General features: G+C 59.2%; 9 protein-coding genes and 1 rRNA gene. 3 read left to right on the forward strand and 7 right to left on the reverse strand.

Annotated features, from left to right (window positions below; translation table 11 throughout):
* Nucleotides 1-40: 40 nt before the first annotated feature.
* Complete coding sequence (locus K227x_RS03050; RefSeq protein WP_145168019.1) at nucleotides 41-1,978, reverse strand: chloride channel protein; 1,938 nt, start codon at nucleotides 1,976-1,978, stop codon at nucleotides 41-43.
* A 925-nt stretch (nucleotides 1,979-2,903) separates the two neighbouring features.
* Here K227x_RS03050 and K227x_RS03055 point away from each other — a divergent pair.
* Nucleotides 2,904-4,440, forward strand: a 16S ribosomal RNA gene (locus K227x_RS03055).
* Between the two features lie 637 nt (nucleotides 4,441-5,077).
* Here K227x_RS03055 and K227x_RS03060 read toward each other — a convergent pair.
* The 4 genes from K227x_RS03060 to cobA form a co-directional block, all read right to left on the reverse strand.
* A complete protein-coding gene (locus K227x_RS03060) occupies nucleotides 5,078-6,298 on the reverse strand; it encodes a molybdopterin molybdotransferase MoeA (RefSeq protein ID WP_145168020.1) in 1,221 nt (406 codons plus the stop codon).
* Nucleotides 6,288-6,926, reverse strand: a complete 639-nt coding sequence (locus K227x_RS03065) for a molybdenum cofactor guanylyltransferase (RefSeq protein WP_145168021.1) — start codon at nucleotides 6,924-6,926, stop codon at nucleotides 6,288-6,290. Before K227x_RS03065 ends, K227x_RS03060 begins: the two co-directional genes overlap by 11 nt.
* Before the next feature lie 76 nt (nucleotides 6,927-7,002).
* Nucleotides 7,003-7,329: a carboxymuconolactone decarboxylase family protein gene (locus K227x_RS03070; protein WP_218933740.1), complete on the reverse strand. Its 327-nt coding sequence runs from the start codon at nucleotides 7,327-7,329 to the stop codon at nucleotides 7,003-7,005.
* Nucleotides 7,326-8,870 (reverse strand): uroporphyrinogen-III C-methyltransferase, encoded by a 1,545-nt coding sequence (cobA, locus tag K227x_RS03075; RefSeq protein ID WP_145168022.1) that lies wholly within the window; start codon nucleotides 8,868-8,870, stop codon nucleotides 7,326-7,328. Before cobA ends, K227x_RS03070 begins: the two co-directional genes overlap by 4 nt.
* A 121-nt stretch (nucleotides 8,871-8,991) precedes the next feature.
* Here cobA and rpsT point away from each other — a divergent pair, with 121 nt between their 5' ends.
* Nucleotides 8,992-9,258, forward strand: coding sequence for a 30S ribosomal protein S20 (rpsT, locus tag K227x_RS03080; RefSeq protein WP_145168023.1), 267 nt, complete (start codon nucleotides 8,992-8,994; stop codon nucleotides 9,256-9,258).
* A gap of 164 nt (nucleotides 9,259-9,422) precedes the next feature.
* Here rpsT and K227x_RS03085 read toward each other — a convergent pair whose 3' ends face one another.
* On the reverse strand, nucleotides 9,423-10,685 hold the full coding sequence (locus tag K227x_RS03085; protein WP_145168024.1) for an LL-diaminopimelate aminotransferase: 1,263 nt from the start codon (nucleotides 10,683-10,685) through the stop codon (nucleotides 9,423-9,425).
* Between the two features lie 210 nt (nucleotides 10,686-10,895).
* Here K227x_RS03085 and K227x_RS03090 point away from each other — a divergent pair, with 210 nt between their 5' ends.
* Nucleotides 10,896-11,621, forward strand: a complete 726-nt coding sequence (locus K227x_RS03090; RefSeq protein WP_145168025.1) for a sensor histidine kinase — start codon at nucleotides 10,896-10,898, stop codon at nucleotides 11,619-11,621.
* 47 nt (nucleotides 11,622-11,668) lie between these two features.
* On the opposite strand, the gene K227x_RS03095 is transcribed toward K227x_RS03090, so the two are convergent.
* Nucleotides 11,669-13,834 (reverse strand): alpha-amylase/4-alpha-glucanotransferase domain-containing protein, encoded by a 2,166-nt coding sequence (locus K227x_RS03095; protein ID WP_145168026.1) that lies wholly within the window; start codon nucleotides 13,832-13,834, stop codon nucleotides 11,669-11,671.
* Nucleotides 13,835-14,345: the final 511 nt, after the last annotated feature.

The raw sequence follows: 14,345 nt of genomic DNA on the forward strand, positions 1-14,345 counted from the left end.
CGCGGTTTCGAGTGATTCAGCGCGAGGCAAGGCGACGGCATTACGTGTGCTGTTCGACTTCGCGGCGGCGTTGCAGGATTCGTCGGTTGTACGCGGCGATCGTTTCTTTGCGTCTTAGAAAGCCCAGCAATTTTCCGGGGTTGTCTTCGTCGATCACGGGAAGTTCGTCCAGATTCATGGCGGTGAACTTTTGCAGGGCGTCGTGCAGGTCGTCGTTGGGCGATACGCGAACGAAATCGCTGACCATCACGTCTTCGGCATTGGCTAGCCGCCAAATCGCTTCGTCATACAGGTACCGCCTGACATCGTCATCCGAAAAAATGCCGACCATGCTGTCGTCCTGGTCAACGACCGGGAAGTAGTGCTGGGTGGTCTTGGCCAACCGGTGCACGATGTCGTCCAGCGTCGCCCCTTCGGGAAAAGTCGTGATTTTCCGATCGTGGCGATAAACGTCCTGCACACGAAGGCCCTCCAGCACATCGACCAAGAAATCGCCGCGGTGCGCCGGCGATTCCAATCGGGTGGAGACCTGTTTCTTGTAGATGGCGAATCGACCGGCCATCAAGAACATCAGCGTGGTGACAAATAGGGTGGGTGCCAGCAGTGCAAAGTCGCCGGTCAGTTCGCGGACAATCAGGATGGTCGAGATCGGGGCCCGGGCGACGCCGGCAAAGAATCCAGCCATGCCGACAATCGCACAGGCTTCGGGGCTAGGCGAGATTCCGGGCAGCCAGGCTTCGCAACATTTGCCGAATGCAGCGCCGGCGCAACCCCCGATCACCAACGATGGGCCGAACACGCCACCGCTTCCTCCGCTGCCGATGGTCATCGACGTGGTCAATGCCTTCCCGATGCACACCAACAGCAAAACGCCGAACGAAAGTTCCGAAGCGTTGGTCAGGGATGCTTGCAGGATTCCGTAGCCCGTCCCCAGTACCCCCAGCGATTGTCCGGCGTCGTCGTGCATCCACTGAATGGCGATCACATAGGTCAGGACTCCCAGCAGCCCGGCCAAACACGCTCCCACGCCCGGTCGCAAACCGGCCGGCCCCGGCATTTTGGCAAACGCCGCTTGAGATCCGTGAAAAAGTTTGACGTAGATGCCGGCCAGGGCCAGCAGGACCACCGTCAGCAAGGTGTACGGCATCAGTTCCAGAGGGCTGGAAAACGAACTGGCCAACTGCTGCCCAAATAAAGGCTCGAAGCGAACTTCCGCTGGCAGCGACTGGGTATAGACGCTGTAGCCGACGATCGACGCGATTGCCGAGGGCACGATCACGTCCGCTTCCATGTCCGAATCGCTATACAGGATCTCTGCGGCAAAGATGGCCCCGGCTAGCGGCGCGCGGAACATCGCCCCCACTCCCGCCCCCATGCCGGCTGCCAACAGGATGCGTCGATCGCGAACCGATAAACCCACTTTGTTGGCAATGGACGATCCGATGGCGGCGCCGATCTGAGCGATCGGGCCTTCTCGCCCACCCGATCCGCCAGTTCCCAGCGTGATCGCGGACGCCAATGTTTTGACCACCACGACGCGTGCTCGCACCATTCCCCGTTGTTGGTGAAAGGCGTCTGCGGATGCGTCGGTCCCTGCGCCAGCGGCTTCTGGGCAAAACCGGTACACCAGCCAGCCTGACACAAAACCGCCGACCGTCATGACCAGGACCACGCCCCATAGGACCGGGGTCAAGTCGGAAGCCTCCGTATTGGAGAACAAGCTTGCTTCGCCATCGGCAGAGATATCGTCGAACCAGGTCAGACGAAACAGCACGAATTCGCTGATCAGTTGGGTCAGCACGTCAAAGACGATACAGCAGGCGCCAACCAGTAATCCGACCAGGGCGGCCAGCAGCGACCAGCGGCCCGTTGTTCCCAGACGCCATCCACGGGCCAGCTTGGAAGGAGTCGTAGCTAAGAAGGAACGCAGAACAAACAATCGGTCACCACGAGAGGTCGGCAGATCTTGACTGGGCATCTCAAAAGTAACGCCAGTTCGCACATTAAAGGCCTGTCCGGCAAATGGCACCACCCTGCACGTCTATGTGTCTCGCAATCCGCGGGCGACCGCAATCATTGCCCGGCCAGCTGTGGGCGGGCCGTTATGGGCGGCCGTTGTTCCGTCGCGTCTTTCTCGCGCCGAGGGCGCACAGCCGTGCAGCCGCATCGACCCGCGTTGGCTGATCCGATCGCGTTTGCCCCTTTGAATCTCCGGTTTGTCTTCGGGGGGTTGATGGCAGAGACTCGTGGTACTGCAGCTTCCCGTGATCTGGGACCAGCCAAGTCGGGAGTCATCGATTCAGGGAGTCATTGACTGGTGTTGGGGCATGAATGCCGCTGCGGTGGCTGGGAAGTGTGCCGCCGCAACCTTCGATTCGGGGTCTGGCGGGTCGCCGTTCGTCGCGGTGCCCGCGGATGGAGGCGGAAATCGGCCTCGGCGGTCGGTTGAATCGCGCCGAAACGGTCTCACAGGGACTGTCCAAGAGGTTGTGGGGAAGAAGTTCTGGAAGTTTTCTAGACGCGTTTACCTCGCTGAGAGCGGGGAAAAACGCGTTTTCATCGAATCCTGCGAGCGAATTTATGAAAAGCTCCTCCAACGCCCTTGACGTCGGGCGTCCAAACGGCAATATTCCCGCCTCAGGTTTGGCACACGACTTGGTCGCAGCGACCAAGGGCAGAGTGCCAAGCTAATTGATCTTTGACAATTTGGTGATGAAACTTCTGTTGAGTTCAGATTTGCGAGGTCATTTCTCGTGATTCTGCGGCGGGCTTGCCCGCCACAGATGAAGCGAAAAAATGGCGAATCGCTGGAGTCTTTACCGAGGCTCCAGACCAGATCAGCTTATCGGTTTTAACTTTGCTTTCTCCCGGTGTGACTTCGGTCGCACTGGTGAATCAATACAAAATTGAAGGGTTTGATCCTGGCTCAGAATGAACGTTGGCGGCATGGATTAGGCATGCAAGTCGCACGAGAACTTCAATTAGCTTGCTAAGCGAAGGGACAGTGGCGAAAGGGAGAGTAACGCGTGGTTATGTACCTCGGAGACTGGGATAGTAGCGGGAAACTGCTAGTAATACCGGATAATATCTACGGATCAAATGGTGTGATTCCGCTCTGAGATCGGACCGCGTACTATTAGCTTGTTGGCGGGGTAATGGCCCACCAAGGCTGCGATGGTTACCGGGTGTGAGAGCATGGCCCGGCTCACTGGGACTGAGACACTGCCCAGACATCTACGGATGGCTGCAGTCGAGAATCTTCGGCAATGGACGAAAGTCTGACCGAGCGATGCCGCGTGCGGGATGAAGGCCCTCGGGTTGTAAACCGCTGTCAGTTGGAAGGAAATCCATGAGGGCACTCTCTCATGGTTGACCGATCTTCAGAGGAAGGACGGGCTAAGTTCGTGCCAGCAGCCGCGGTAAGACGAACCGTCCAAACGTTATTCGGTATCACTGGGCTTAAAGCGTGCGTAGGCGGCTTGGTAGGTGAGATGTGAAAGCCCACGGCTCAACCGTGGAATTGCGTTTCAAACCCCCAAGCTCGAGGAAGATAGGGGTGATGGGAACTTATGGTGGAGCGGTGAAATGCGTTGATATCATAGGGAACACCGGTGGCGAAAGCGCATCACTGGATCTTTTCTGACGCTGAGGCACGAAAGCTAGGGTAGCGAACGGGATTAGATACCCCGGTAGTCCTAGCCGTAAACGATGAATACTGGGTTGAGGGGACTTTCACATCCTCTCGGCCGTAGCGAAAGCGTTAAGTATTCCGCCTGGGGAGTATGGTCGCAAGGCTGAAACTCAAAGGAATTGACGGGGGCTCACACAAGCGGTGGAGGATGTGGCTTAATTCGAGGCTACGCGAAGAACCTTATCCTAGATTTGACATGCTTGAGAACCTCTATGAAAGTAGAGAGTGCCCTTCGGGGAGCTCTTGCACAGGTGCTGCATGGCTGTCGTCAGCTCGTGTCGTGAGATGTCGGGTTAAGTCCCTTAACGAGCGAAACCCTTATCTTTAGTTGCCAGCGGGTAATGCCGGGGACTCTAAAGAGACTGCCGGTGTCAAACCGGAGGAAGGTGGGGATGACGTCAAGTCCTCATGGCCTTTATGTCTAGGGCTGCACACGTCCTACAATGGTACGGACAAACGGACGCTAAGCCGCGAGGTGGAGCAAATCCTAGAAACCGTACCTCAGTTCGGATTGCAGGCTGCAACTCGCCTGCATGAAGCCGGAATCGCTAGTAATCGTAGGTCAGCATACTACGGTGAATGTGTTCCTGAGCCTTGTACACACCGCCCGTCAAGCCACGAAAGTTGGAAGGGCCCGAAGTCGTTAAGCTAACCCTCACGGGAGGCAGGCGCCGAAGGTCAGTTCGACAATTGGGACTAAGTCGTAACAAGGTAGCCGTAGGGGAACCTGCGGCTGGATCACCTCCTTTCTAAGGATTCTTAGAATATGGTGTTCTCGGGTGACCGAGATCATCGAATCTGTGAAAATGACACTCCAACTGACTCAACAGAAAACACCGCCCTCGGGCGAGCTTCATCACCAACATATCAGCGAAAGACCCGCTTTGGCACGTCGCCAGCCAAAGCGGGTTTTTTCGTGCGCGCACAGAATCGCAATTTCAACCTTCGCGTTCGACATACTCGCGTTCGCCAAACTCGCGTCGCCAAACTCGCGTCGCCAAACTCGCGTTCGCCAAACTCGTTGCACAAACTCGTAGCGCAACTCGCCAAGAGTTTCGGCCACCGCCCTCCTGGTCCAACGTTGGTGTTCGTAACAACAGCGCCCCGAACGTTTCATCACCCACGTCCCATCCGTGTCGTAGCACGGGAATGCACAATTGCCGGATGGGCGTCGCTGCGCTCCTTCATCCGGCCTACTTCATCCGCACCGCTGGTCCAACGTTGGTGTTCGTGACAACGACGCCCCGGGCGTTTCATCACTCGCTGCCGAACCGCCGATCATGGCGTTTGCCTTTGTTTTGCCGCGTGGGCATCGCGCCCCGGAGCGTTTGTGGCTACCGAAATCGCTTTTTCACCGGCTGTTGTGGCGTTGCTTTGGTGCGAAGGCTACCAGGGGTAGAATGGCCAGGGGCCGCTGGGGTTGGGGGATTGGTCGGCGACGGTGGGGGGGACTTCCACGAAGCCGTCGCTGTGAGACATCGACACCAGGTCGCCGGATCCCTGGCTGGGGACGATTTCAGCGGTCCCGGAAGTCGTTAGCCGGATCAGTTTCATCCAGTGAAGTGGCAGCGTTTTGTAGCCACAGTCCTCCAGGTGGATGAAAGGCGCCGGTGGTAGCCATTGATTCAGCCCGCTGATCTTTGCCAGGAGCGGTAGAGCCATGCGACGACAGCCGATCGTCGCGCTGACTGGGTTGCCGGGCAGTCCTAGGATCAGCTTCCCATCCGGGGTCGCGGCGCCCAGGATCGGTTTGCCCGGCCGGATCGGCAGTCCGTGGAAGACAACTTTGCCGCCGACGTGTCGGACGACGTCCGGGACATAATCGTAGTCCCCCATGGATACTCCACCGGTCAAAATGACGGCGTCCGACGCCGCCAATCGATCCGTCAAGGTCTGGATCAGTGTTTCTTTGTCGTCGACGCAGTGGGTCGACGATACCGTGTCGATCCAGGGGCGACGCAGCAGGCTGCCGATCGCTTGGCTGTTGCTGTTTTGCAGTTGCCATGGTTTGGGGGATTCGTTGACGAACATGCCGACTTCGTCACCCGTCGTCACGACACTGACTTTCACCGGGGCAAATACGTCCACGTCAAAGCAAGAGAAATTGATGGCGGCGGCGACGTGACCCGCATGGATCGAAACGCCGGCGGGGATGACTCGGTCGCCAGCCGACGCGTTCTCGCCCGCACGTCGGATGTGCTGGCCCACGCGAGTGGTCATCGCCGAATCGCTGAGCCGAATTTGGTGGCCGCTTTCCTGGGTGTCCTCGCGTTTGATCACCGCTTCGGCGCCCGGCGGGATCATCGCACCGGTAAAAATCCGAACAACGGCGTCTTCGACCATCGCCGGTGGTGGTTGGCCGGGGGCCGCTTGAGCCGAAATGGAGATGGGCCGACTGGTTTGCAGTTGGTGGATGCGGATCGCATAGCCGTCCATGGCGGAAACGTCGGCGGCCGGGCTGTCTCGGTCGGCCACGATCGGCTGGGCCAGCACTCGCCCGACCGCGGATCCGACTTCGATGGCGGGCTGGACCTGGGTGGTGGCAAGTCGGCCGGCCAAGGCGTGCAGGGCGTCGTCGGGGCGGTCAAAAGCAAACTTAGCGGCCATGGCTTTCGAATTCGTCGGGGGTGTTGATGTTGTGGCACTTCTGGCGATCCAGTGTGACACAGGTGAAGGGGATCCGCTTGGATTGCAAGAACCTGTATAGGCTGCGGTCTTCGCTTTCGGCAAGCTCCGCGATCGTGTTTCGTTGGGATGCCGCATAGATCGCGATCAGCGGTTCCATTCGATCGGACATCGCGATCACGGATTGCCGGTGATTTGTCCAGGCGGCTTTGATCTTAGCCAGATCCGTGGCACCTAAATTGGGCGTGTCGACCGGTGTGAATAGGCAGGCAACGAAGCCGTGTTCCAGTGCGTACCCGAGCGAGGCGGCGATTCCAACCGCCGGGCCGCCACCCACGTCATCCGGGGCTCGTGCTGGATCCGGGATCCGCGTGATTCCGGCATCGCGTGGCGGCTCCGCTGGGGTTTGCGAATCGGATGCATGCGGACCGCTGATCGCCACGCCATCGCACAGCGGGCCGAGGCGATCGATCGCTTGTTCCAGGTAGGTGCCGCCGCTGGGGTGCGGCAGGTCGGATTTGTCGCGTCCCATGCGAGTCGATTGGCCACCGCACAGCACGATGCCAAGCAGTCGTCGTTCAGGGGGGGGATCGGGTTGCGGCTGGGGCATGCTGGGGCTTGGTCACAAAGGGGCTTCGTCATGCAGGGGCTTCGTCACGCAGATATTTCGTCATGCAGACATTTCGTCATGCAGGGTCGGCGGGCGATGCTTTCGCGATCACGTCTTCGACCCAGGATCGGGCACGCATCATGGTGGGGAATCCAATCGTCGGCGCCGAAACCAGGGCCACATGACGCAGGTCGTCCGGGGTGCAGCCGGCTTCGAGTGCTTTGCGGCAGTGCGAGTGGGCGGCGCCTTCGAGCCCGGACCCCAACGATATGGCCAGCTTGACCAAGGCGACCTCGCGCGGCGAAAGCGGACCCGCCTCTTTTGCCGCCTTGCCAAAGGCTTCGTAGGCTTGCATCAATTCAGGATGTTGTTGATGCATCTGTTGGTAACGTTTCGGAATCATGCTTCGGCTCGATCAGGGGATGAGGTGGCTTGGACGATCGCATCGATCAGCGACTCGGTCGTGTAGGGATCGGCTTCGGCGTGAACCGAAAATCCCATGGCCCGAATCGTCGCTGACGTGATTGGCGACAGGCTGGCGATTCGACTGTGGTGCAGCGATTCGCCGAACATGCGGTGCAGGTTGCTGGCCGAGGCGCTGCTGGTGACGGTGATCCAGTCAACGTCGCCGTGTTGGATGCGATCCGCCATGCCGTCGATCGGCTGATCGACGTCGCGATTCTGGTAGGCCGCGATCTCGGCAACGTCCGCCCCGGCGGCGGTCAGTTGGTCCATCAGTACATCGCGTCCGCGATCGGCGCGAACGATCAGAACCGATTGTCCGGCGATGGCGGCGTTGTCTGCGTGCAGCAGCGATTCCACCACCGATTCGGCACGAAAGTCGCTTGGGATCGTGTCGGCGCGAACGTGATAATCCATCAATGATTGGGCGGTTTTGGATCCGGTCACGGCGATCTGGGCTCCGGCAAACCGACGGACGTCGCCACCGCGGTGGATCATCCGATCGATGAAAAAACGAACCGCATTATGGCTGCAGAAGATGATCGTTTGAAACTCTTGGAGACGATCGATCGCGTCATCGACCTGGGACCAATCATCGGGGGCGGCGATTTCGATGGCTGGTTGGATCAGGACTTCGGCGCCCAGTTCACGAAGCTGCGATGCCATTTCGGCTGATTGGGCGGCCGGTCGGGTGACCATCACCGTCTTTCCGAACAGGGGCCGGTGGCTGACCCAGTCCATGGATTCGGCCAATTCAGTCACCGGGCCGATGATCACGATCACTGGCGGGCGGAACTTGCTAGCGGGAGTCAGTCGGTCGGCGACTTCGTCCAATCGGCAGTGGATCGATTGTTGATCGGGCAGGCTGCAGCGGCGAACCAGGGCGACCGGCGTGTCGGCTGGCTTCCCGGCGGCGATCAGTGCCGTGGTCCAGGCCTCGGCCGTGGTGACGCCCATGTAGACGACCAAAGTGCCCGGGAATCTGGCCAGCGCGTCCCAGTCCAGAGCCGATTGGGCCTTGCCCGGTTCCTCGTGTCCGGTCACCAAAGCGACCGCCGAAGCCAGCCCGCGGTGCGTCACCGGGATCCCGGCGAAGGAACCGGCGGCCAAAGCGGCGGTAATTCCGGGAACAATTTCGAAAGGAATCTGAGCGGCCTTCAACGCGTCAACTTCCTCGGCCGTGCGGGCGAAAACTGCCGGATCGCCCCCTTTGAGCCGAGCGACGACGCGTCCGGCCTGCGCATGACGCAGCATTTCGTCGATGATCTCGGGTTGTCGCCAAATGCGAGTTTGCCCGTGTTTTCCCACACTTATGTGCTCTGCCGAAGCCGCGTGGGCCAGCAATTCGGTATTGCTGAGGCCGTCGTAGAGCACGACATCGCAGCGGGCTAGGAGCTCTGCCCCCCGGAGAGTGATCAGCCCCGCATCACCAGGGCCTGCGCCGATTAAATAGACTTTTCCGATGTTGGATCCAGTATTCATAGGTGCCTATTCTGCGCTTTTTATATCGACTCTGGACAGGAGGCGATCCGATTGGCATACTACGCGGCCCTAAGAAATACGTTTCACCTTAAACCACGACGCTTTTTAGTCGTCCCCAGCAATGCCAAATACTGCGAGCGCGAAAAAACGACTTCGCCAAAACGAAAAACTGCGTCTTCACAACCGCGCCCAACGCAGCAAGCTGCGTGGCCAGCTTCGTCGCGTTCGCGACGCTGTGAAGGCTGGTGATTTCGCCGCCGCCCAAACCGAAATGCGTTTGGCCCAAAAGCGAATTGACCAGGCTGCCGCCAAGAACCTGTTGCACGACAACACGGCTGCACGCACCAAGAGCCGTCTGAACAAGATGGTCAAGTCGATCGCTAGCTAGTCGATCTCGACACAATCCAATTGAACGAAGCCACGGGCAACATCAGCATGTCGGTGGCTTTTTTCGTGCGCCCATCGTTCGATGGGCTATCACACGAATGAAGGAGGGCATTGGGGGCGAGGGAATTCTGGCGAATCCCACTGCCTTCGCGGGGGCGGGGGATCTTAGAAGACCAGGCCGGCGTCGCCGAGGCGTTTTTTCGTTTCGGTCATCAACGCGTCTTCGTCGGCTTCGGTTGCAGCGACGTACGTGACGCTGAAACGCAAGAATGATCCGGCGTCATCCCAAGGCACCGTGACGATTCCGAACTGTTCGATCAGGTGACGCGTGGCGTCCTCGGCCGCAGCAAATTTCTCGCCGCCCGTGGTGCCCGTGGGCGACTTGGCGTACAGGAAGTAGGTGCCACCGGGGACTTCGCACTGGAACCCGCATTCTTTCAGGACCGTGACCAGTTTCTTCATGCGGCGAAGATACTTTTCGCGAATCTGTTCGGGGATCGAGTCGTTGTCCAACGCTGCCGCGGCTGCTTTTTGCGTGGCGATGAACTGGCCACTGTCGCTGTTGTCTTTGACGTCCGAGAACGCGGACACGATTCGCGGGTGGCCGCAGACGAATCCCATTCGCCATCCGATCATGTCGTAGCCCTTGCTCATCGAGTGGACTTCGACTCCGACGTCCATCGCGCCCGGGGTTTGCAGGAAGCTAAGCGGTTTGCCGTCGAACGACAGCAGGATGTGGGCGGCGTCCTGGACCACGACGAATTGCTTTTCTTTGGCCAGGGCGACGACCTTTTCGTAGAACTCGGGCGTCGCTGTCTTTCCGGTCGGCGAATTCGGGTAGTTCAGGACCATCAGTTTGGTGCGGCGATAGATGTCGTCCGGCACGGCATCCAGGTCGGGCAGGAAGTTGTTTTCGGCCAACAGCGGCAGTTTGAATACTTCGCCGCCGTAGTAGCGGGTGTGGGTGCCGGCGACCGGGTATCCGGGCACGGTCATCATCGTGATGTCGCCGGGATTGATGAACACGGCGGGCAGCATCGCGTAGGCTGGCTTGCTGCCGATGCAGTGATTGACTTGGGTTGCCGGGTCCAATTCGACGCCGAAATTTCGCTTCATGAAATTCGCGGCGGCCTGCTTGTACTCGATCACACCGTTGTCGGCGTAGCCGCGATTTTCGGGCTTGTTGATCTCTGTCGCCATGACATCGCGGACCGCTTGGTCAGCCATCGAATCGTTTTCGCCGATTCCGAAGTCCAGCAGGTGGCGATCGGGGTGGTCGGCCAGAGCTTTCCGCTTGGCTCGTTTGATCTTTTCGAACTTGTAGATCTCCGTGCCCTTGCCGTAGTTGGATCCGCCGATGCGATCAGCGAATAAGGACTGGAAGTACGGGTCGGAATCGCTGGATTCAGGCTTAGTGGCGGTAGACATTGGGTGCGTCAAAAGATCGAGTCGGTTGAGATGGAATCACGTCGGTATTTCATGCAACAGAGTAAGTGCGACGGGGGACGATCGGCAAGGGTAAGGCGATTATTCAGCGGCTGTCGCTAGAATCAGAGGCGTCGCTACAATGGACCGATAGGGTGGTTTCGCCACGCCTCCGTACTGCTCTTCCACGTTTTTTCCGATCGCACGACTTCTATGCCAGATCATTCGACGACTGACGATCGTGATCCGATGCGGGCCCGGTACGAGGAATTGGCCGAATTGGCGGGTTCGCTGGCGCACGAAATCAAGAATCCGCTGTCGGTGATTCACATGAACATCGACCTGCTTAGCGAGGATATCGCCGAGATCGATTCGCCGATCAGCCGCCGGTGTCTGAATCGAGTGGACATCGTTCGCGAGCAGTGCGAGCGGATGGAGGGGTTGCTGCGGGACTTTCTGCGGTACACCCGTCTGACCGACATCGACCTGGTTTCCGGCAGTCTGAACGATCAAGTCGAAATGGTGCTGAGGGCTTATCAGGCGCAAGCCGATATCGATCAGATCGACATCGAAAAGTACTTGGACGCCGATCTGCCAGCGATCAAATTGCACAGCGATTCGCTGCAGGCGGCGCTGATGAACTTGGTCAAAAACGCACTCGAAGCCATGGACAGCGGCGGCCAGTTGTGGGCTCGTACCTACACCACTCGCGGCGGCGTGGCGTTGGATTTGATCGATACCGGCAGCGGCGTCGATGACAACACCGTGATGCACATGTTCGAACCGTTCTACAGCACCAAGGACGGTGGCAGCGGTCTAGGGCTGCCGACCGCTCGCAAGATCATCGAGGCTCACGGAGGTCGCATCAGCGTCCAGAGTGAAGTCGGCCGCGGCACGAAGTTCACCCTGGAATTTCCCGTCCCCAAACGTTTGGGATGAAATCGATGGGGCAGGGGTGAAGGGGTGAAGGCGGAAATCCCCGATCCCTACAGCTGGATCGCCTGTTCTTCGCCAACGACTTCGGTCGCCTGTTCGCACGCGGTCGTCATTTCGATCTGGACGGCCCAGCGACCTTCGACGTCCGGAGTGATGATCCAGTGCGGTTGGACGCAGACGCTTTGGTGAACCAGTTCGAATCCGGCCTCGCTCTGGCTGACCGTTTCGATCGGGAACGTCCAAATTCCGCTGGGACGATCGATTTCTAGCGATACGTCGATGCCCAGCCAGCGATCCGAAAGGCTGATGCCGTGGCTTTTCTGTAGGTCCAGCGATTGACCAAGCTGTCCTAGTTGGTTGCCGTCGATATCGCTGAAATATCGGTCGTCGGCACCCGACGGTAGCCCGGCAAAGTTCATTTCGATGCCGAAATGCAGCGGTCGGTCTAGCGGCAGGTTTTCCAGCAGGTAAGCGATCGAAATTCGGTCACTGCCGGCGACCATCGTGACCGCTTTGGTCAACGTGATTGGCAAACCCCACGCGTTCCCGTCGCGACGCATTTGGACCTGCACCCGGTCGGCACCGCGGCGCAGTTTCGTTTCAAAGGGTCGCTCGACAAAATCGCCGCGTTCGACCGATTCGCCTCGCGAGACGGATTCCAACGTTGCGTCGTTATCGTAGAAGTGGTCCATCAGGCTCTTGCGAGCGTACGTGTCGTACTGCAATCGTTGGTCCAAGCCTTCTTGTTTGAAGATGACTCGGTCGTGAATGCTGGCACAATCGCCGTCGCCATTGCTAGGGCCGGCCAGGACTTTGCGATGGTAGCTTTCGGGACGCCGCTGCAGCGTCGCCAGCAGGTTGTGGCTGATGTCGCGGACATCCAATTCGTACATGCGTCCGCCACGTCCGGGCGCGATCCAAGCGCACAGTCGGTTGTTGCTGAGCCGGATCTCTTGCTGTCCGTCAAAGTTGAAATCTTCGGCGGTCGCTTGCACCGTATTGGATTGGACGCCGGTTGCACGATCCAGCCGTGTGTCGGCTTCGATCAGGTGCGTGTAGATCGCGTTGCGAAGGTGGGGCAGGTAGATCCCGCCAAACGCACCGTGCCAGTAGGGGCAATTGCACTGGCCGCGATACAGGTGGTCGCGGATTTCTGCCAGTTCGCCGCGATCGACCCCATCAGCCTCGGCTTCGCGAAGTCGACGGCTGACATGCATCATCCGCGCGTACATCTCGTTGGTTTCTTCGTACTTCGTTTTGAAGTTACGCCAATAGCCGCCTCGGACAAAGGATCGCAGATCGTTCCAGCGGGCGTGGTCGGACATCGAGTGGGAAACGTCATCGAACATCTCCTGGGCCTCGACCGGCAACGCCCATTCGGTCATCTCGCGATAGCTGCAATCGGGCAGGTAGACTTTGCCGACCGGTGGCGTCCGGCGGATCGCTTCGCCCAACGTGACGGTGTGCAGCCAGTCGGAATTGTCGCTCAGTGCGTCAAAGAACGATCGTAGCCAACCCTGGTCGTAGACATGTGCCTTCGTGTCGGGCCAGGTTCCGAACTTCTCGCCATCGTCGCCAAAGGTCAGTACTGCGCCGGGAGATCGCTCGGCCACTTCCCGGCAATAGTCGATCGATTCGTGGGCGGGCCGAAACGGAATGGTGTAACGCAGTCGTTCGGAACCCGGAAAGATGCTCAGCATCCGTCCGTTGTCTTCGGTCACATAGTGCCCGGTCAATTGTTCGTCGGTCAATCCGGCGGCGCGAAAGTGGTAGTCGTCCAGGACGGTATAGCGGATGCCGGCGTCGGCCACATCGCTGGTCATCGATGATTCCCAGACACGTTCCGGTGTCCACATGCCCGCCGGCGTCATGCCCAGGTTGCGGTTTAGCCAGTTGCCGTAGGCGCGGATCTGGCCGATGCGGTCAGTCGGCGGCAGCATCGTCATGATCGGTTCGTACTGGGGTCCGCCGACGATTTCGATGCGACCGGCTTCGACCAGCAAACGGACGCGGTCCAGGTACTCCGGATGGCGTTCGGCCAGCCACATCATCAGCGGACCCGACGTATGCAGCGAGATTTGTAGCTTCTCGTACGGCGCAAAGACTTCCAAGAACGGCAGATAGCTGTCCTGGTACGCTTGTTCGAACACGCCGTCAAAGTTGCCAATTGGCTGGTGGTTGTGCAGGACCAGACAAAGGTGAGCGCTAGCAGTCATGAGCGAAGGATCTTCAGAGAAACTGATTTTTAAGCGGCATGAATCGGGGGGCCGCGACGCGACAAGTGTCGTGAAACTCCCCGGCGATCCATGCACGTTCCGGCTGCGTGGAATCGGCCAACCATGATTGTCGGCGCATCCAGCCTGCTACTTATCGGCCACAACAGCCGTCAAGGTTTACCCGATTTGCATAATCGGGATTTCGTTGTGGTTGGTTCAGCCGCATGCCCACCGGACCGCGCTTTGATGGCCCGGCGCACGGGGCGATGCCCACGCGGTTAAACGATTTGATGCACGGGGCGTGTTCTCCTTGTCGTTTCACCGCGTGCCCACCGGGCCGCGCGTTTCCAGGACGTGGACGCACGGGGCGATGCCCACGCGGTTAAACGATTTGATGCACGGGGCGTGCTCTCCCTGTCGTTTCACCGCGTGCCCACCGGGCCGCGCGTTTCCAGGACGTGGACGCACGGGGCGATGCCCACGCGGTTAAACGATTGGGCGACCGCGGCGT

The organism is Rubripirellula lacrimiformis, assembly GCF_007741535.1.
Taxonomy (GTDB): domain Bacteria; phylum Planctomycetota; class Planctomycetia; order Pirellulales; family Pirellulaceae; genus Rubripirellula; species Rubripirellula lacrimiformis.